Origin of the sequence: Noviherbaspirillum sp., from assembly GCF_035627455.1 — a bacterium.
Classification (GTDB): domain Bacteria; phylum Pseudomonadota; class Gammaproteobacteria; order Burkholderiales; family Burkholderiaceae_D; genus Noviherbaspirillum.
In genome coordinates this window covers 28,496-47,227 of sequence record NZ_DASPLS010000007.1, presented here as the reverse complement: position 1 = coordinate 47,227, position 18,732 = coordinate 28,496, and the positions used below count along the sequence as shown (strand labels likewise).

The following is an 18,732-nucleotide window of genomic DNA, read 5'->3' as shown; positions in this document are numbered from 1 at the left end:
GATCCCGGTCATGCGGCGTTCACCATTCCCGGGAAAATAACCGGTCCGCGCGCCTACACTGAAAACTGTTTCGACATCCAGGTCCCGTCATGGCATCCGCACTGTCCTCCCTCGTCCTCGCGGCCTCCGCCACGGTCGCCGACCTGCCGCCGGCCGAGGTCGAAAGAAGCTACTGGGATTGCGAATTCACCGCGATACAAGGCACCATCGATCTCGACGCCGGCGCCGCATGCAGCGCGATCTACGAGCAGTTGAAGGCGGACAAGTTCGACGGCGACTTCGACCGTTTCCTCGCCTGGTGGCGGGAGAACAAGGAACGCGAGTTGTCGGCGCGGATGGGTCCGGGACGGCCGCGGCGCGGCCAGTAGCCGCGCCTGCCGGGCCTCACTCTTTCGATGCGCGCGCGCGGGCGAAGCAGGCAAGGTCTTCGCGCCCGACACTCTGCGCCCAGCGGTCCGACCAGGCGGCCAGCGGGCGCATCGCCGCCAGCAGCTCGCGGCCGGCGGCAGTGAGACCGTAGCCGCCCCCCTCTTCCAGGTCGATGACGCCGGCATGCCTGAGCTCCTTCAGGCGCGCGTTCAGCACGTTCGGGGAACTGATCTCGCACCGTTCCTGCAGCGCGCGGAACGACTGCCGCTCGCCGCTGCGCAAGTCCCACAGGATGCGCAGCGCCCACCTGCGCCCGAGCAAGTCCAGCACCACCATGATCGGCTGGCCCGACCGGGAATTACGCACCGGCTTGCCCGGTTCGATGACTTTTCTGCTTGGCATGGCTCGCTTGACCTCTTCCATCCGCTCCGCTATCTTTTAAATAGCGCTATCCTTTCGATAGCTGCTTGCGCAAGCATACCCTTTTTGGAGACGAGAATGAATGGATTGATCGAGCGGGCGCGGCAGGCCCTCGATGCCCAGCCCTTCAGCAGGCTGCTTGGCGCGTCGCTGGAGCATATCGATGCGGAATCGGCGGTGCTCACGCTGCCGCTGCGGGACGACCTGAAGCAGCAGCACGGTTTCGCGCATGGCGGCGTGGTCAGCTACCTGGCAGATAATGCGCTCACCTTTGCCGGCGGCGCGCGCCTGGGCGGCGCCGCCATCCTGACCAGCGAGTTCAAGATCAACTACCTGCGCCCTGCCATCGGCAGCCTGCTGGTCGCACGCGCCGGCGTCATCCATGCCGGCGCGCGCCAGGCGGTTTGCCGCTGCGACATCCTTGCCCGGGAGCAGGATACGGAAAAGCTGGTCGCGACCGCACAGGGTACGATCGTCAAGGTTGACGGGGCGAATTAGGCGCAAGGAGGCGGCCCCGGCGCAGGATTGCGGAGCGGTCAGACCAGCGCCAGATGCCGCTGCGTCTCGGGCAGGAACTCGCGGATATCGCGCGGCTTGCGGCGCCGCGGGTGTTCGATTTCGTCGCGCCGCATCTCGCGTGCCGCGCGCCACAGCATCATGTCGTCCTCATACGGGCGCAGTCCGGCCGTCTTCTCCCAGGTCACGCGCCGGTGCGTGCTGAAGTCCCACAGCACCGGCGTGAGCCCTTCCAGCTTGCCTTCCGCCTGCAACTTGAGCGCCAGTCCCATTACCTCGCCGGCATGCGGCACGTCTTCCGGAAAGTGGATCGAATTGGCCCAGGCGCGCACGTCGCAAAAGTCGAGGACCTGCCCGCGGACCGGTTTGGACCAGTGGTCGGGATGCGCGCTCTGGTTCGGCCAACGGCCCGCGCCTACCGATGTGCCTGGTTTGAACATAGTGAACTCCTTGTTCAGGTGGCGGCCGTCCCAAGGAGCGGTCGCCGTGGAAGTCATTGCAGGCCTCCCTGGCTTGCACCCGGCGTTGACGGATTTTGGTGGTTTCAGTTCCCCGAAAATCGCCGGATTTGCACACTGTTCATGCGTACAGTATAGCGCATTTTCCCAAGGCGTCATGCGGGTTTGCGGGCAGCCTTCCTGTTTTTCCAAGGCGTAATTCAGTTGCCGGAAACACATGCTTCTCCGGCGATCGTCCAAATAAAAAAAGGCCTGCATCTCTGCAGGCCTTTTCATCGTTTGCGGCCGTTGTGACGGCAGCGGTCGCGCGGCGATCACTTGCCGGGCAGCTTGCCCTGAACGCCTTCGACGTAGAAGTCCATCTTGTTGAGCGCGTCGTCGGTCATGGCGCCCTTTTCATGGCGGACCTTGCCTTCGTTATCCTTGACCGGGCCGTCGAACGGCGAGATCTTGCCGGACACGATGTCCTTTTCGGCAGCGGCGACCAGCTGCTTCACGTCGTTCGGCACGCTGGCGTTCATGCCTTCCAGCTTGACGAAGCCATCCTTGATGCCGCCCCAGACGCCGGTCGACTTCCACTTCCCGTCCAGCACCTGCTGCGCGGCCTTGGTGTAATAGTCGCCCCAGTGATGGGTCACTGCCGCGAGCTGCGCCTTCGGACCGAACTTCTTCATGTCGGAGTGGTAGGCGACGGCGAACTTGCCCTTCTCTTCGGCGGCCTGCACTACGGCGTGCGAGTCGGTATGGTGGGTGACCACGTCGGCGCCCTGACCCATCAGCGTGATCGCGGCGTCGCGTTCCTTGCCCGGGTCGAACCAGCTGTTGACCCAGATGACGCGCACTTCCGCCTTCGGGTTCACGCTGCGCATGCCGCGGGTGAAGGCGTTGATGCCCTGCAGGACTTCCGGAATCGGGAACGCGCCGACATAGCCGGCGACATTGGACTTGCTCATCTTGCCGGCGAGGACGCCTGCGAGGTAGCGGCCTTCATAGAAGCGCGCGTTCGCGGTGGCGACGTTCGGCGCGGTCTTGTAGCCGGTCAGGTGCACGAACTTCACGTCCGGGAATTGCTTGGCGACCTTCAGCGTCGGGTTCATGTAGCCGAACGACGTGGTGAAGATCAGCTTGTTGCCCTGCTGCGCGAGGTCGCGGATCAAGCGCTCGGCGTCGGCGCCTTCCGGCACGCTCTCGACGAAGCGGGTCTTGATCTTGTTGCCGAGCGCCTGTTCCATCTGCTTGCGGCCCATGTCGTGCTGGAAGGTCCAGCCGGCTTCGCCGATCGGGCTGACATACACGTAACCGACATTGAGCGGCGCGTTATCCGCGGCAAATGCAAGCACTGGCAGTGCGGCAATCGCGGCGAGTGCGCCGCGCAGGAAGCTTTTCGACATGGTTTTCCTCTACAGGTAACTCCCACTGTTTCATCAATGGACGCCAAGCACGCCGAGTGGGAACGACAGCGGATTGGTCGGACGCGGTCCTGCGCCGAAGTCCGGATCATCTGCGGGCGCAGCCATGCGCGCCCGTAACGATACGGCCTTTCCTGCCCCTGCAAGCGCCACCACCAGCGCTCTTGTCGGCGTTCAACCTACAAGATAAAGCGCCAGTTACAGTTTATGCATGCGGGCCCGGGCGGCAATATATCACTAAGCTGATAACAACCATATAGCTGCGATGATATTTGCGCGGATTTCCGTTGCAACCGCCGCTGTTCGCCGGTTCACTGCGGACTGAAATTCTTCCCGAGCGACGCCGGCATGTTCAGCTTGATCCAGTTCGCATTGGTCGAAATCAGCACCAGCACCACGATGGTCGCGAGATACGGCAGCATCGACAGCCATTGCGACGGGATCGACACGCCCAGTCCCTGCACATGGAAGGTCATGATGGTAACGCCGCCGAACAGGTAGGCGCCGACCAGCACGCGCGCCGGGCGCCAGGTCGCGAAGGTGGTCAGCGCCAGCGCGATCCAGCCGCGGCCGGCCACCATGCCCTCGACCCACATCGGGGTGTAGACCAGCGACATGAACGCGCCCGCCAGCCCGCAGCAGGCGCCGCCGAACAGCAGCGCGGCGAGCCGGATCAGGCGCACGTCGTAGCCGAGCGCATGCGCGGATGCCGGCGATTCGCCGACCGCGCGCAGCACCAGCCCGGCGCGGCTCCTGTACAGGAACCAGATGATCGCGCCGCACAGCAGCAGCGACAGGTAGACCATCGGATGCTGGCGGAACAGCGCGGTGCCGAGGAACGGAATGTCGGACAGCAGGGGCAACGCAAATTTCGCGTTTTCCAGGCTGTGGCCGACGTAGCTGATGCCGATGTAGGCCGACGCGCCGCCGCCGAACAGCGACAGCGCCAGGCCGGTCGCATACTGGTTGGTGCCGAGCCATACCGTCAGCAGCGCGAAAAAGCCGGCCAGCAGCATGCCGGCGGCTGCGGCGGTGACGAAGCCGAGCGCGACGCTGTCGGTATGCACCACGGTGGCGAAGCCGACGATGGCGGCGACCAGCATCATGCCCTCGGCGCCGAGATTGACCACGCCCGACTTCTCGTTGATCAGGAGGCCGAGCGCGGCCAGCATCAGCGGCGTGCCGGCATTGATCGACGCGGCGATGAGCGGCGCGAAGGATTCCATCATTTTCTCCAGCTTAACTTGTAATGGATCAGCACGTCGCAGGCCAAGAGCGAGAACAGCAGGATGCCCTGGAACACGCCGGTGATCGCGCTCGGCATGCCCAGCCGCGACTGCGACAGTTCGCCGCCAATGTAGAACAGCGCCATGATGAAGCTTGAAAACACCACGCCCACCGGATGCAGGCGGCCGACATAGGCGACGATGATCGCCGCGAAGCCGTAGCCGGGCGACACCGACGGCGTCAGCTGGCCGATCGGGCCGATCACTTCGGCGGTGCCGGCGATGCCGGCCAGCGCGCCGCAGGCCAGCATCGAGGTCCACAGCGCGCGGCGCGAGGAAAAGCCGGCATAGCGCGCGGCCGCCGGCGCCATGCCGCCCACCTGCAGACGGTAGCCGGCGAAGCTCTTCGACAGGAACAGCCAGGCGAGCGCGGAGGCGGCCAGCGCCATCGCAAAGCCGAGATGCAGGCGGGTGCCGTCGACGATATTGGGCAGCAGGAAGCCGTCCGACAGCATGCGCGACTGCGGGAAGTTGAAGCCTTCCGGATCGCGCAGCGGGCCGTGCACCAGGTAATTGAGCAGCAGCTGCGCGACATACACCAGCATCAGCGACACCAGGATCTCGTTGGCGTTGAAGCGGTCGCGCAGCAAGGCGGTGATCGCCGCCCACGCCATGCCGCCGGCCGCGCCCGCCAGCAGCACCAGCGCGATCAGCCCGGCGCCGCCGCCCTCGCCGCTGTCGAAATACAGCCCGACCGCGCCGCCGGCGATCGCGCCCACCACCAGCTGCCCCTCGGCGCCGATGTTGAACACGTTGGCGCGGAAGCAGATCGCCAGGCCGACCGAAATCAGCAGCAGCGGCGCGACCTTCACGCCGACTTCCGCCCAGCCCTGCAGGGTGCGGACCGGTTCGATGAAGAACACCGACAGGCCGGTCAGCGGATTCTTGCCGAGCGCGGCGAACAGCATCACGCCGCACAGCAGCGTCAGCAGCACCGCCAGCAGCGGCGACAGCCAGGCCATCAGCGCCGACGGCGCCGGGCGCTTTTCCAGCTTAAGCATGGGCCGCCTCCTGCTGCGCCGGTTTCGTCTGGTCCCACAGGCCGCTCATCCACTGGCCGATCAGGTCGACCGTGGCCTGCGAACGCCGGATCGGCGGCGACAGCCGGCCCTTGGCGATCACCACCAGGCGGTCGGAAATCTCGAACAGCTCGTCCAGTTCCTCCGACACCACGAGCACCGCGCAACCGGCGTCGCGCAGCGCCACCAGCTCGGCGCGGATCTGCGCGGCGGCGCCGACGTCGACGCCCCAGGTCGGCTGCGCGACGATCAGCGCCTTCGGTTCGCGCAGCACTTCGCGGCCGACGATGTATTTCTGCAGGTTGCCGCCCGACAGGCTGCCGGCGGTCGACTGCGGCCCGGGCGCCTTCACCTTGAAGCGCTCGATGATGGCGGCGGCCAGCTTGTGGATCGCGCTAAAGCGGATCAGGCCGTGCCGTACGGTGGCGTTGTCCTGGTGCGACAGCAGGATGTTGTGCGCCAGCGACAGATCGGGCACGGCGCCGCGCCCGAGGCGCTCTTCCGGCACGAAGCCGAGTCCGCGCCGGCGGCGGGCGGCGGCATCGAGACGGCCGACGGGTTCGCCGGCGAGCACAATCGCATCCGGCGCCGCGCGCGGGTCTTCCCCCGACAGCGCCGCCAGCAATTCCTGCTGGCCATTGCCGGACACGCCGGCCACGCCGACGATTTCGCCGGCATGCACGTCGAGGTTGATGCCTTCCAGGGGGATGCCGAACGGATGGTTCTTCGGCAGCGACAGGTCGCGCAGCGACAGCATCTTCTCGCCCGGCTGCCGGTCCGCGGCCTTGATCGCCGGCGGTTCCGAGCCGATCATCAGGCGCGACAGGCTGGCCGCAGTTTCCCGGGTCGGATCGCAGATGCCGGTCACTTTGCCGGCCCGCATCACCGTGCACTTGTGGCACAGCGCCCGGATTTCGTCGAGCTTGTGGCTGATATAAAGAATGCTGCAGCCTTCGGCCGCGAGCTGGCGCAGCGTGGCGAACAGCTTTTCCACCGCCTGCGGCGTCAGCACCGACGTCGGCTCATCGAGGATCAACAGTTGCGGTTTTGTCAGCAGCGCGCGCACGATCTCGACGCGCTGGCATTCGCCGACCGACAGCGTATGCACATGGCGTTCCGGCTCCAGGTTCAGGCCGTACTGCGCGGCGGTGGTCTTGATGCGCCGGCTCAGTTCATGCAGGTCGGTACTCCCGGGCAGGCCGAGCGCGATGTTTTCGGTAACCGTCAGCGTGTCGAACAGCGAGAAATGCTGGAACACCATCGCGATGCCGAGCTTGCGCGCCTCGGCCGGATTGGCGATCTGCACCTCGCGGCCGTTCCAGAACACCTGGCCGGCATCCGGCTTGACCGCGCCGTAGATGATCTTCATCAGCGTCGACTTGCCGGCGCCGTTCTCGCCGAGGATGGAGTGGATCTCGCCCGGCATCACGTTCAGGTCGATGCCGTCGTTGGCGACCACGGAAGGATAACGCTTCGTGATCCTGCTCAGGGTTAGGCGGGTATCCATGTCTCACTCTTCACTTGCCAGCTGCTACCGAATTTTGCCGAAGGCGATATGGTAGTGGCTCTGCGGTCGATATTCTTGTAATTCATGAAAATTACAGGAAATAATTTGTGCAACTATACCTTTGTCTGTATGGCTCATATAGATCGAAGGGTATAGAGCGCGTCGGAAATCGTCTGTATCCGCGCCGAATACAACATTGTCGGTGCATCTCGGCAAATCCTCGAAAATCATGTCTAATAAGCACCCCTCATGCCAACAACACGAATAGGAGAAAACCCATGAGCACCATGGAGCGGTTCTTCAAACTGAAGGAACACGGCACCAACGTCCGCACCGAACTGGTCGCCGGCTTCACCACCTTCCTCACGATGGCCTACATCATCTTCGTGAACCCCTCCATCCTCGGCGACGCCGGCATGCCCAAGGACGCGGTGTTCGTCGCCACCTGCATCGCGGCCGCGCTCGGTTCGCTGATCATGGGCCTGTACGCGAATTATCCGATCGCGATGGCGCCGGGCATGGGCCTGAACGCGTATTTCGCGTACAGCGTGGTCAAGGGCATGGGCTACAGCTGGGAAGCGGCGCTGGGCGCGGTTGCGCTGTCGGGCATCCTGTTCGTGATCGTCAGCGTGCTGCGGATCCGTGAAATGATCGTCAACGGCATCCCGCGCTCGGTCCGGATCGCGATCACCGCCGGCATCGGCTTGTTCCTGGGGATCATTTCACTGAAGAACGCCGGCATCGTCGCCGCCCATCCGGCCACCTTCATCACCCTCGGCGACCTGCACGCGACGCCGGCGGTCCTGGCCATCGTCGGCTTTTTCCTGATCGTGGCTCTGGACCGGCTCGGCGTGCGTGGCGCGATCCTGATCGGCATCCTGGCCGTCACCATCCTCTCCTTCCTGGTCGGCGGCAACAAGTTCGGCGGCGTGTTTTCGGCGCCGCCGTCGCTGGAACCGACGCTGTTCAAGCTGGACATTTCCGGCGCGCTGTCGATCGGCATCCTGAATGTGGTGCTGGTGTTTTTTCTGGTCGAGCTGTTCGATGCCACCGGCACGCTGATGGGCGTGGCCAACCGCGCCGGCCTGCTGAAGGCGGGCAAGATGGACCGGCTGAACAAGGCGCTGCTGGCCGACAGCAGCGCGATCGTCGCCGGCGCCTTCATGGGCACTTCCAGCACCACCGCCTACATCGAAAGCGCGGCCGGCGTGCAGGCCGGCGGCCGCACCGGCCTGACCGCGGTGGCGGTCGCGCTGCTGTTCCTCGCCTGCCTGTTCATTGCGCCGCTGGCCGGCGCGGTGCCGGCGTACGCGACCGCGCCCGCGCTGTTCTACGTCGCCTGCCTGATGCTGCGCGACCTGGCCGACGTGGACTGGGCCGACAGCACCGAAAGCGTGCCGGCGGTGATCACCGCGCTGATGATGCCCTTCACCTACTCCATCGCCAACGGCGTGGCGTTCGGCTTCATCTCCTACGCCGGGCTGAAGCTGTTCACCGGCCGCGCGCGCGAGGTGCCGGTGATCGTGTGGATCATTGCAGCGATCTTCGTGTTCCGGTATGTGTACCTGGGCGCTGAATAGGCAGCGCGGCACGAATACCGGCGACCGGAGTCCGATGGCGCGCCGGTCCGCGCCGCATCAATGAACGAAGGCCCGCTGCGCGGGCCTTCGTTCATTTGAGGCGGCCTCCGGCGTCAGCCGGCGCCCTCTCCATTCCTCGAACGACGACGGCAATGCGGGCCACGCGCCCCCGCACGGACGGCACGGCGGGCTTTTGCACGACAAATCCGCGACAAAATTGCGACAAATGCATGGCCCGGGTCAGCTACCCTGCAGGTTTTCCATGGCTGATCGTTTCCCCAACATGTCGAACGTTTTGTTCCGGTCCGGCGCGGCGCCGCTACCAAGCCCGCAACGGCGCGCGCTGCTACGCACCCTGGCGGCGGCCGCCTTGCCCGGTGCGCTCGCCGCCTGCGGCGGTGGCGGTGGCAACGCCGGCGGCGGCGTGGATCCGGCGCCGCAGCCGGTCAGGCGGGCCTTGCCCGGCAGCGCAGTGATGAAGGTGCGCGCCTTCGCCGGCGGCTGGGTCGCGCTCGCGGAAAAACTGCGCCCCCTGGCCAACGTCACCACGCCGGAGCGCCACCTGCTGCTGGCAGACGGCACCGGCGCGCAAACGGCGACCTACCGGCCGCCGGAAGGCTGGTCGCTGCTGGACTTTGCGGTCCATCCGTCAACCGACATCAGCGCCGTGCTGGGGACGAATCGCGCGGTGCGGCTGGTGCGGCTGGATCGCCTCGGCCGTTTGCTGGCGCAGGCCGACTTCGCCGATCCCCTGGCGGCCACCGATCCGTACATGGGAGACCCGCTGCAGATTCGCGACTCCGGCGCACTGCTGCCCTACGGCACCCGTGACGCCGCACGGCTCGCGGCGCTGGGCGAGGACGTGGTGATGGCATTGCGCACCGGGCGCAATGCGGTGCTGGCTTACCGGCTGCGCCAGAGCGTGGCGGGCGTGCAGACCGGCTGGCGCACGCTGGTGGAGCCGGGCGTGGCGATCGGAGCGATCGGCCTGACCTCGGGCACCTTCGATCCGTTCGGCGGGCTGGACAACCAGTGGCAGGTCTTCCTCGACGTCGACGCCGGCGGCGCGATCGCGATTGCGGTCAACCTCAACCTGACCGAATTGCTGGAAGGGCATGGCGACTATTTCGGGCAAGCGCTCGACCCGTCCGTCACCAGCGGCGCGCTGGTCACCCGGCTCGACGCGGGCGGCAGGCGCATCGGTGCAACACTGATCGACACGGTGCAGAAATCGGAAATCCATGCGCTGCGCTGGATCGACGGCCGCGTCGTGGTGGGCGGGCGCGTGCGTACCGAGCAGCGCGCCGACGGCGGCGGCTGGGACGGCTACCTGGCCGTCGTGCCGGCCGGCGGGGCGGCGCTGCAGAAGGCGACGGCGGTGGACGTGGAGCGCGGCGACGTGATTTTCGATATCGCACCGCTGGGCGGCGGCCGCATGCTGCTGGCCGGCGCCAGCGCCTACCTGCAGAATCCGGCGGGCGGCAGCATCTCCGAAGAGGCGGCGCCGCTGCTTGCGGTCGCCGACGCGCAAGGGCGCATCACGCAGCGCATTGCGGTGGCGGCCGGGCCGCGCCACAACCAGTTGCGTTCGCTGGCGCCGTGGAACGGCGACTGGCTGCTTGGCGGGATGACCAACGGTCCGGGCACGCATTCGGCCGACGGCAACCCGGGCCTGCTCTTTGCCGACGGTTACGTGCGGCAGGCGACAGTAAGCGCCTGACGCCGCGCCGCACACTGCCAGCCTGTCAGGCCGGGACCTCGGCCGCTGGCGCGAACAGCTTGTCGTACGCTACCAGCAGTGTCTGGTGCATTGCACTGCCTTGCATGCCGGCGCCCGGCGTGTCGGGTCCAAAGAATCGTTCGCCGCAGTCAGGCAGCGCTTCTGCCTGCCGCACCGTTTCCGCGCGCCAGAGCAGCACCAGCGAACGGCGACAGGTCGTGACCGCGTCAGCCTTAAGCATGCTCTCGATGCAAACGGAAATCGGAAACGCTTGCGTCGTGCGCAGTGCGCAGTGGGCACAGCACCGTGGCGCCAACGCCGCGCGCAGCCGCCGTTGGCATTGCGTTTCCAATACCAGGGAAATCTCGTGGCGCCGGCCAAAGGCCTGAGCGCGCCAGGCGGACCGCCGCATTGTTGCGTGGTTTTCACAGCCGCACAAAGGCAGCGGCTACAATTCATCGCTCGCCGGCAATACATTAAGACAAATCAATTTTTAATCCGGTGTGCGCGGATATCATTCGCTTCGCGCGGATCGCGGCCTGCTTGCGGGCAGACCTGGCCATACTGGAAAAAGCTGTTGTGAGACGGAGTATTCGAATCAGACATATTGCTGCATGGATCGCCTGTTTTGCGATCCTGCTCGCGGCCCTTGCGCCGACTGTCTCCCGTATACTCGCCGCCACCTGCGACGCGCCACTCGCGCGGGCTGAGATTTGCGCCACCCACGGCGACGAGATGGCGCAGGAAGAGGATCACTCCGCGCACCATTCTTCGGCACCCGCCGGAAAGGAACTGCATTTCGATCACTGCCCGTTCTGCGCGACGCATGCGGGTTCATTCGGCCTGGCGCCGGTAGACGCCCTTCCCCTTCCCGAGGCAAGCGGGGCGCCGATGCTCCCGCCGCTCTTCTATCAATCTCCACGCCCGCTGTTCGCATGGGCCACGCCGCAACCGCGCGCGCCGCCCGCGCATTCCTGACTGCCGTTGACAGCCGCTGTCCCGCCTGCGCGCGGGATAGCCGGCCCTGTTTTGCCTCATCAATATGCTGCCGTGCCGGTAGGCAGGCGGCCGCCTGTCCCCGCGACCTTGATCCGTCGCGGGGACGGCCAGGAATCACATTGGAGTTGAAAATTGAAAGCATCGAAAATTGTCGCGCTCGCCGTCTGCGGCGGCGCCCTGGGCATCGTCCTTCCTTCCTCGGCACTTGCCAGCTGCGGAACGGCGTTTTGCACGGTCAACAGCAACTGGACGTCGGAAAGCGCGGCAACCGAGACCGGGTCCGTGCTCGACCTGCGTTACGAGTATGTCTCCCAGAACCAGCCACGCAGCGGGACCGATGACGTCGCCGTCGGCCAGATTCGCAAGCATCACGATGAAGTCAAGACCGTGAACCGCAACCTGATCCTGTCGTATTCCCACACCTTCAGTTCGGGGTGGGGGCTTTCCGTGACGGCGCCGGTGGTCGACCGCAACCACTTCCATATCCACAATCACCACGGCGCGCAGCTTCCGGAACGCTGGGACTTCACCGAACTCGGCGACATGCGCGTGATCGGCAGGTACCAGTCGCCCGACATGGGCGATCCGCGCAGCCCGCGCGCGACCGGCATCAGCTTCGGATTGAAGCTGCCCACCGGCAGGACCAGCGTGGGCAATGCCAGCGGCGATGTGGCGGAACGGACGCTGCAGCCGGGCACCGGCACGACCGATGCCATCCTCGGTGCTTACTATCACCAGAAACTGCCGCAATCCAACGCGTCCTGGTTCGCGCAGGCGCAGTACCAGCAGGCGCTGAACAGCCGCGACAATTTCAAGCCGGGCGCACAGCTGAGCGCGGACGTGGGTTATCGCCACGGCGTGACCGACCAGCTCGGCGCGCTGATCCAGCTTAACCTGCTGTTGAAGCGCCGCGACAGCGGTTCTGCGGCCGAACCGGCCGATAGCGGCGCGCGCTATCTGTCCCTCAGCCCGGGACTGAGCTACGCCGTTTCGGATAATGTGCAGGTGTATGGTTTCTTCCAGAAGCCGCTGTACCAGCATGTGAACGGCGTCCAGCTGACCGCCGACAAGGCGCTGGTGATCGGCGTGAGCGGCCGTTTCTAGGGCTTTTCCCGGAACGTGGCACGGATGGGAATGCGGCGCATCGGGCCGCATTCCCTGCCCCGTGGCGACACGATGGAGGTTCATGCAATGATGAAGAAAATTGCCGCCGTCGCGGCACTCCTGGCGTTGCCGGTCCTGGCGGCCGCGGCGGACTTTTCGTTCACCGACACCACGGGAAAGACGCATACGATGTCCAGCCATCCCGGCAAATGGGTGCTGGTCAATCTTTGGGCAACCTGGTGCGCGCCCTGCCTTGCCGAAATGCCCGAGCTGGAAGCATTGAGCAAGGCGAGGCGCAGCGATCTGGTGGTGCTGGGTCTCGCGGTCGATGGACAAGCCGCGCCGCGCGTGGCCCGGTTCGCCGAAAAGCTCGGGGTCAGCTATCCGGTGATTGCAGGCAATGCGGCGATGGCGCAGCAATTCGGCCCCAAAGGTTATCCGACCAGCATTCTTTATAATGCGTCGGGCCAGCAGGTATTCGTGAAGGAAGGGCCGGTTACCCGGCAGGAAATAGAGGGCATCCTGAATCGCGGGAAACCTTGATCAGCGCTTTACTTGATGCGAAAGCGGCAAGCTTCATCGACCCGCAACCGGGACGCCTCGCGTCCCGGAGTTGATGCAAATCATTTCCCTAGGGGAATCTTCGGACCATAATCTCTCGAATTACAAGAACCGGCACACCGGAAAGGCTGGTCGGGAGATGAAAAAAAATCAGCGAAATCAAGGGGAGACAACTCCGGATTCATGCACCGGCGGCGCGCCGGGACACGCGGCCTCGGCCGACCTTGCCCGTTCGCTTGAAACGCGCGGCCGCGTGCTGTTCGACCTGGGAAGCCAGAACCTGATCAGCCTGGTGCTGTACCCGGTGCTATGGCTTGTCCTGATGCTTCATGCGGACCTCGCCCGGCGCGATCCGCTCTTCTTCTGGGCCAACCTGGTGGTCCTGATCCTCAGCACCGTCCTTCGCTACCGGGTGCACCTGCGCATGAGGGAGTGCGCGTACAGCGACGCGCCGGTGGTCGAACGGATGCTGGTTGGCGCGGTATTGCTCAATGCCGCGCACTGGGCGGTCATGACGGTGTGGGCCCTTGTCGATCCGGCGCTGCATTCCATTCGCATCGCGATGCTCCTTGTCGGCACCGGCATGATCGGCAGCGGGACCTTCGCCGTCGTGTTCAATACGACCCTGCGCGTGATGTTCCCCGCCATCCTGGCGGTCCCCGCCGGAATCACCCTCCTCCTGTCGGAGAATCCCGACGAGCGCGTCTGGGGAGCGCTTTGCCTTGTTTTCCTGGCCTACATCCTTGCCGCCGGCCGCAAGCGGCAGCAGGACTACTACAAAGCGGTCGGCACCGCGATGCTGCTGGAGCAGCGGACCAAGGAGCTGGAACAGATCAGCTTCACCGATGCGGTTACCGGGCTGCGGAACCGCAGCTACTTCGATGCGCATTTCGAGCTTGAATGGAGACGCGCGCACCGCCAGCAGTATCCGCTGTCGCTGCTCATGATCGACGTCGACCACTTCAAGGCTATCAACGACCGCTTCGGCCATCCCGCCGGCGACCGCTGCCTGGCCGCGTTAGGCCTGTGCATCGCCAGGGCCAGGCGCCGTGCCGGGGACATCCTCGCGCGCTTCGGCGGGGACGAGTTCGTCATCCTGCTGGCCAATGCGGACGAGCCGGCCGCGGAAAGAATCGCGGCGGCGCTGGGTCACGAGGTCCGTCGTCTTGCAGTGCACGAGCAGGGCGAGCCGATTCCGCTGACGATCAGCGTCGGCGTGGCCACCATGATTCCATCCGACCCGGCCCATGCGCGGGAACTCCTGGCGCTTGCGGACGCGGCCCTCTATGAAGCCAAGCAAAGCGGACGCAACCAGTGGAAACGCGCCGCCTGAAGCGGCCTTGCACGCGGCGCTGCGTCAGCTGCCGGCCGCCTCGGCGGAATCGCCGTGGATCCGCTTCGAATCTTCCGGCGCCTCCTCTCTTTCGTTCATCCCGTAGTCCCGGATCACCGAAGCGATGCGCAGGCGGTAATCCGCGAAGGCCTGGCGGCGGCCGATCGCCTGTGCTTCGCGATGCGCCTCCTGGTTTCGCCAGTGACACACCGCCTGCTCATCGCGCCAGAACGACAGCGACAGGATTTTCCCGGGTTGCGACAGGCTTTCGAAGCGCTCGATCGATACAAAGCCGTCCATCTGCTCCAGCAGCGGCCTCAGGCGCGCCGCGGTGTCCAGGTAGGTCTGTTTCTGCCCCTCGCGCGGCAGCACCTCGAAGATGACCGCGATCATGCCGCACCCGTCATCACCGGCGCGACCGCGAAGGTGCCGGCCACGAGTTCCACGAAGGTGCGCTCCTCGCGCAGGATGAACCTGCGGGACTGCGCCATCTCGAAGTTCGAGCATCCGTCCGGGTCGGCCTTCAGCCGGGCGCGGTAGCGCTCGTACGCCGCCAGGCTGTCGAACGCGATCAGGCCCCAGGCGATATTGTTCGTCCCCTCGTGCGGCAGGAAGTAGCCGATCAGATGGCCGCCGCAGCGGGGAATGATGCGCCCCCAGTTCTCCGCGTATTTCCGGAAGGCTTCGCGTTGAAAAGGGTCAATTTCGTATCGGATAAAACAGGCAATCGTCATCATCGGTCTCCTTCGTTCGGACAGGTGAACGATAACTCCTTGTAGCAGTGTGATGGTTCGTCTAACATCGAACCATGAGAGACGGTCCGAACATCGTTGGCATTGCTGCGCTCATCGGGGATCACGCCCGGGCGGAAGTCCTGACTGCATTAATGACGGGAAAGTCGTTGACGGCGACCGAGCTGGCCGACATCGCCGGCGTGACCAAGCAAACCATGAGCGCCCACCTGGCGAAACTGGCCGATGCCGCGCTGATCGCAGTCGACGTGCAGGGCCGGCACCGCTACTACCGGCTGGCCGATGACGATGTGGCCCACCTGCTCGAGACCTTGATGGGGGTGGCGTTCAGGACCGGAGCGGTGCGGCTGCGCTCCAGCCCGCGCGAACCGGCATTGCGCAAGGCCCGCGTCTGCTATGACCACCTGGCGGGCGAACTCGGCGTGCTCGTGTATGACGGCCTGATTCGCCGGAACGCGCTGACCGCGCACGGCGACAAGATCGAACTGAGCAGCATCGGCCACCAGATTTTCCGTGCCTTGGGAATTCCTGCCGAATCGCTGGCGGGACGGCGGCGCACGCTGTGCAAGAGCTGCATGGATTGGAGCGAGCGGCGTCATCACCTTGCCGGCGCGCTGGGCGCCGCATTGCTGCAGCGGATGCTCGAGCTCGGCTGGGCAACACGCGACGCCGGCTCGCGCGTGATTCACTTTTCAGCATCCGGCGAAGCCGCACTGCGCAAGGTGTTCGAAGAACGGGACGCGCGCCGCATCGAATCACCCCCGGTCTTGTAGGCACTTCTGGCGTTCCTCAAGCCGGCGCATCGACCAGATGCTGCCTGAGCAGGACAAACATGCGCCTTGCGCCGTCAAGCGCATGGATGCGCAACGGGCCGCCCGGATCACGGCTCTCGAGAAACTGCAGCGTCTCGAGCCATTTTTCCCTTGATTCCGGTCCGTATCCGCTGAAGAACCGCAGCCCTGTTTCCGCCTCGATCTGCAAGTGCTTCCTGAAATGTTTCGACAACACCGCGCCGCCTAGCATCGAGCCTTCGATCACATAAATCGCGCCGAGAATATGTTCCTCGGATGGGAACAGGGCGGGAAATCGCTGCTCCGCCATATAGGCGGCATACGGCGCGACAGCAACGCCGAGCGCCCTGAGATCTTGTTCCAGCCAGCTCAGCTTGCGGCGGCCGCCGCAATAGAACCGCGCCACAGTCGACTGCCTGCCGGCGCTGTCCTGCAAGAAGCGTTCGAACGGCAGATAGAAGCCGTGGTAGTGAACAAGGAGGCGGCGGTAATCTTCCAGTCGGAAGCCAGCCCGCAGCAGGTTCAGCGCGCATTCCAGGTCCCTGTGCTCGGGCGTTGTGCCGGCCCTGAGCAAGTCGTGCAGGCTCGGCGCGGCCGCCGGCGGGTAAACGGCATGCCCGGCTCCGGTCATGGTCGGGCTCCGGGCTGGCTGCCCGCCTGCGGCAGCGTGAAATAGAAGGTGCTTCCGGCACCCGGCCGGCTGGTGGCCCACATTCTTCCGCCATGCCGTTCCACGATGCCTTTCGCGATCCACAGTCCCAGTCCCGTGCCCTGCCGCCGCGTATCGTCGGCCTGCCAGTATCGTTCGAAAATCTTCTCGATGTGTTGCGGAGGAATGCCCTCGCCGGTGTCGGCAACGCTGAACACGATTTCGGATTGCTGCGCATGTACGGCAACGTTGACCTTGCCGCCCGGCGGCGTGAATTTCAGCGCATTGCCGACCAGGTTGTTGAGCACCTGGAAAATCCTGTGCCGCGCGCACAGGACCTGGCATGGCGCATTTGCCGGCGCGGCCGCGAGCTGGACGCCTTTTTCATTGGCCACCGGCGCGGAAACGTTGACCACTTCCCGGATCAGGTCTTCCGCATGTTCCGGCTTCAGATCCACGTCAAGGGTGCCGGCTTCGATTTTTGCGACGTCCAGGATATTCGCGATCAGTTTGTCCATCATCTTCGTCGCCCGCTCGCCGCGCTCGACCATGCGCTGCACCGCCTTGTCGGTGCTCGGATGGAAGCGCCGCAGGAATTCGATGCTCATGGAGACCGCACTCAACGGCGTCTTCAAATCATGGGACACCATCATCACCATCTCGTCCTTTTCCCTGCTCAGCTGCTCGGCCCTCTGCCGTGCCTCCTGCTCTTTCCTGTACTCCTGTTGCAGCGCCAGCGCGATGATGTCGGCGCGCAAACCCTCGACTGCGGCGATTTCGACGCTTTTCCATGGAATTGCCGTTCCTGTCACCACCTCCTTCCAGGATTCGAAAGACGCGCGCGGATGCAGTGTCAGGAGGTCGCCGCTCTGCCGCAGCGGCTTGTCCGGTGCGCCGGCCCAGGTTACCGTGGTCGTCACTTCCGGCCGGAACCACAGCACATAGTCGCGCTCCGCGCGCGCGATCGACATCGCGAGCAAGCCGCTGGCCACTTCCTTGTACGCCGCGGCCCCGGGGAAATACGAAGAAAGCCGGTTGGTTTCGAAAACCGGCGCATCGGGATAGGCGTGCACCAGCCAGGTGACGATTTTCTCCAGCTCCGCGACCGGCGGCGTCGGCCCGACCAGCGTCCACTCGTTGCCATAGCAGAGCGCGACTGCGCCCGCTTCTGCGCCGGCCATATCAAGCATCTTGTCCGCATGCCGGGGCAAGCCCTGCGTGAGGTCCGGTTCGTCCTCCAGCGCACGCATCAATCTTTCCCGCGCCTGGCCGAGCCGATTCCTGTGGTGCTGGTCTTCTTGCATCTCCTTGATCATGAGCTGCGTCGATACGAGGCGTCCGACCAGCTCGGCGGCGGCGCGCGTGTCCCGGTCGACCAGCAACGGCGCCGCGTGGTGGCACGCGATCAGCCCCCACAGCCTGCCGTTGTCTACCAGCGATACGGTCAGGCTCGCCTTCACGCCCATGTTCCTCAGATACTCCAGGTGGACGGGCGAGACGCTGCGCAACAAGGCCTTGCCAAGGTCGAGCGGGGCGCCGGAACCGGGGTGCGTTCCGGGATGGATGCGGGAAGGCAGATAGTCGACATCCGGGATCATGCGCAGCCAGTTCTGCAGGAAAATGGCGCGTGCCTGCGCAGGAATGTCCGATGCCGGGAAGTGATGCCCGAGATAGGAAGCGACATGCGGACTGCATGCTTCGGACAGGACGATGCCGTGCCAGTCGGCATCAAAACGGTAAATCATCACCCGGTCGAATCCGGTAATCTTTTTTACCTGTTGTGCCGCCCTGTCGCACAGTTCCTGCACGCTGCCGGCGCTTTGCAGTGCGCCGACCGCCTCCCGGACCGCGTTCTGAAACAGCCCGGGCGTGCCGGCAACAGCGGGTTCGGCTTCGACGAACAGGGTGTCGTGGTGCCGGTGCGCCCGCAATTCCCAATCCCGGGCATCTTTATCGTCGCCAGGAAACAGCTTGACGAGCACCGTCTCTTGCCCGCCGGCGTCGGGCGCAGCGAGATAGACGCCGAGCCTGGCCGGATCCTGCGTGCTCATGAGCCCGGACAGCGGCCGGCCGAGCAGATCCGGAGCCGAAACACCAAAGGCCGCGGCGCAGTTTTCGCTGACGTTTTGAACCAGCAGTCGTTGGGGATCGACGGTGAGCAATACGCCGAATGGCTGAATTGCACCGGGGATATGGATAGGTTCTTTCTCGCACTGGGAAAGCAGGCCAGCGAGCTGATCCGGATCGGATGCCATGGAT

At 65.0% G+C, this 18,732-nt stretch carries 20 protein-coding genes; 9 read left to right on the top strand and 11 right to left on the bottom strand.

Translation table 11 applies throughout. The annotated features are described in order from the left end of the window. Window positions 1-89: 89 nt before the first annotated feature. A complete protein-coding gene (locus tag VEC01_RS01005; protein WP_324897860.1) occupies window positions 90-368 on the top strand; it encodes a hypothetical protein in 279 nt (92 codons plus the stop codon). Between the two features lie 16 nt (window positions 369-384). Here the strand turns inward: VEC01_RS01005 and VEC01_RS01000 are convergent, their stop codons facing one another. After that, window positions 385-771, bottom strand: coding sequence for a helix-turn-helix domain-containing protein (locus VEC01_RS01000; RefSeq protein ID WP_324897858.1), 387 nt, complete (start codon window positions 769-771; stop codon window positions 385-387). A gap of 96 nt (window positions 772-867) precedes the next feature. Between VEC01_RS01000 and VEC01_RS00995 the strand changes: the two genes are divergently transcribed. Beyond that, the gene (locus VEC01_RS00995; protein WP_324897856.1) at window positions 868-1,287 is read left to right on the top strand and encodes a PaaI family thioesterase; all 420 of its coding nucleotides are present in this window, start codon (window positions 868-870) and stop codon (window positions 1,285-1,287) included. Window positions 1,288-1,325: 38 nt separating this feature from the next. On the opposite strand, the gene VEC01_RS00990 is transcribed toward VEC01_RS00995, so the two are convergent. The 5 genes from VEC01_RS00990 to VEC01_RS00970 form a co-directional block, all read right to left on the bottom strand. After that, complete coding sequence (locus VEC01_RS00990) at window positions 1,326-1,745, bottom strand: hypothetical protein (RefSeq protein ID WP_324897854.1); 420 nt, start codon at window positions 1,743-1,745, stop codon at window positions 1,326-1,328. A 332-nt stretch (window positions 1,746-2,077) separates the two neighbouring features. Next, window positions 2,078-3,154, bottom strand: coding sequence for a BMP family ABC transporter substrate-binding protein (locus tag VEC01_RS00985; protein WP_324897852.1), 1,077 nt, complete (start codon window positions 3,152-3,154; stop codon window positions 2,078-2,080). A 329-nt stretch (window positions 3,155-3,483) separates the two neighbouring features. Then, window positions 3,484-4,398 carry an ABC transporter permease gene (locus tag VEC01_RS00980; protein ID WP_324897934.1) on the bottom strand — a complete coding sequence of 305 codons (915 nt, stop codon included), beginning with the start codon at window positions 4,396-4,398 and terminating at the stop codon, window positions 3,484-3,486. Then, on the bottom strand, window positions 4,398-5,459 hold the full coding sequence (locus VEC01_RS00975; RefSeq protein ID WP_324897850.1) for an ABC transporter permease: 1,062 nt from the start codon (window positions 5,457-5,459) through the stop codon (window positions 4,398-4,400). The genes VEC01_RS00980 and VEC01_RS00975 overlap by 1 nt, the downstream gene beginning before the upstream one ends. Then, window positions 5,452-6,984: an ABC transporter ATP-binding protein gene (locus VEC01_RS00970; protein ID WP_324897849.1), complete on the bottom strand. Its 1,533-nt coding sequence runs from the start codon at window positions 6,982-6,984 to the stop codon at window positions 5,452-5,454. Before VEC01_RS00970 ends, VEC01_RS00975 begins: the two co-directional genes overlap by 8 nt. Before the next feature lie 278 nt (window positions 6,985-7,262). On the opposite strand from VEC01_RS00970, the gene VEC01_RS00965 reads away from it, so the two are divergent. Together VEC01_RS00965 and VEC01_RS00960 are read left to right on the top strand one after the other, a co-directional pair. Then, on the top strand, window positions 7,263-8,564 hold the full coding sequence (locus tag VEC01_RS00965) for an NCS2 family permease (protein WP_324897847.1): 1,302 nt from the start codon (window positions 7,263-7,265) through the stop codon (window positions 8,562-8,564). Between the two features lie 262 nt (window positions 8,565-8,826). Beyond that, the gene (locus tag VEC01_RS00960) at window positions 8,827-10,284 is read left to right on the top strand and encodes a hypothetical protein (RefSeq protein ID WP_324897845.1); all 1,458 of its coding nucleotides are present in this window, start codon (window positions 8,827-8,829) and stop codon (window positions 10,282-10,284) included. 25 nt (window positions 10,285-10,309) lie between these two features. Here the strand turns inward: VEC01_RS00960 and VEC01_RS00955 are convergent, their stop codons facing one another. Further along, the gene (locus tag VEC01_RS00955; RefSeq protein ID WP_324897844.1) at window positions 10,310-10,525 is read right to left on the bottom strand and encodes a hypothetical protein; all 216 of its coding nucleotides are present in this window, start codon (window positions 10,523-10,525) and stop codon (window positions 10,310-10,312) included. A gap of 260 nt (window positions 10,526-10,785) precedes the next feature. On the opposite strand from VEC01_RS00955, the gene VEC01_RS00950 reads away from it, so the two are divergent. From VEC01_RS00950 to VEC01_RS00935, 4 genes are all read left to right on the top strand, one after another. Next, the gene (locus VEC01_RS00950; protein ID WP_324897842.1) at window positions 10,786-11,262 is read left to right on the top strand and encodes a DUF2946 domain-containing protein; all 477 of its coding nucleotides are present in this window, start codon (window positions 10,786-10,788) and stop codon (window positions 11,260-11,262) included. A gap of 153 nt (window positions 11,263-11,415) precedes the next feature. Beyond that, window positions 11,416-12,387: a transporter gene (locus tag VEC01_RS00945; protein ID WP_324897839.1), complete on the top strand. Its 972-nt coding sequence runs from the start codon at window positions 11,416-11,418 to the stop codon at window positions 12,385-12,387. Between the two features lie 87 nt (window positions 12,388-12,474). Next, a complete protein-coding gene (locus VEC01_RS00940; RefSeq protein ID WP_324897837.1) occupies window positions 12,475-12,930 on the top strand; it encodes a TlpA disulfide reductase family protein in 456 nt (151 codons plus the stop codon). A 157-nt stretch (window positions 12,931-13,087) separates the two neighbouring features. After that, window positions 13,088-14,281, top strand: a complete 1,194-nt coding sequence (locus VEC01_RS00935; RefSeq protein WP_324897835.1) for a GGDEF domain-containing protein — start codon at window positions 13,088-13,090, stop codon at window positions 14,279-14,281. Between the two features lie 24 nt (window positions 14,282-14,305). Here VEC01_RS00935 and VEC01_RS00930 read toward each other — a convergent pair whose 3' ends face one another. Both VEC01_RS00930 and VEC01_RS00925 read right to left on the bottom strand, forming a co-directional pair. Then, a complete protein-coding gene (locus tag VEC01_RS00930; protein WP_324897833.1) occupies window positions 14,306-14,674 on the bottom strand; it encodes an antibiotic biosynthesis monooxygenase in 369 nt (122 codons plus the stop codon). After that, on the bottom strand, window positions 14,671-15,015 hold the full coding sequence (locus VEC01_RS00925; RefSeq protein WP_324897932.1) for an NIPSNAP family protein: 345 nt from the start codon (window positions 15,013-15,015) through the stop codon (window positions 14,671-14,673). The genes VEC01_RS00930 and VEC01_RS00925 overlap by 4 nt, the downstream gene beginning before the upstream one ends. Before the next feature lie 74 nt (window positions 15,016-15,089). On the opposite strand from VEC01_RS00925, the gene VEC01_RS00920 reads away from it, so the two are divergent. Next, window positions 15,090-15,806, top strand: a complete 717-nt coding sequence (locus tag VEC01_RS00920; RefSeq protein ID WP_324897831.1) for a winged helix-turn-helix domain-containing protein — start codon at window positions 15,090-15,092, stop codon at window positions 15,804-15,806. A gap of 16 nt (window positions 15,807-15,822) precedes the next feature. Here VEC01_RS00920 and VEC01_RS00915 read toward each other — a convergent pair whose 3' ends face one another. Continuing rightward, window positions 15,823-16,536 (bottom strand): biliverdin-producing heme oxygenase, encoded by a 714-nt coding sequence (locus VEC01_RS00915; protein WP_324897829.1) that lies wholly within the window; start codon window positions 16,534-16,536, stop codon window positions 15,823-15,825. Beyond that, window positions 16,452-18,728: an ATP-binding protein gene (locus tag VEC01_RS00910; RefSeq protein WP_324897827.1), complete on the bottom strand. Its 2,277-nt coding sequence runs from the start codon at window positions 18,726-18,728 to the stop codon at window positions 16,452-16,454. Before VEC01_RS00910 ends, VEC01_RS00915 begins: the two co-directional genes overlap by 85 nt. Window positions 18,729-18,732 lie beyond the last annotated feature (4 nt).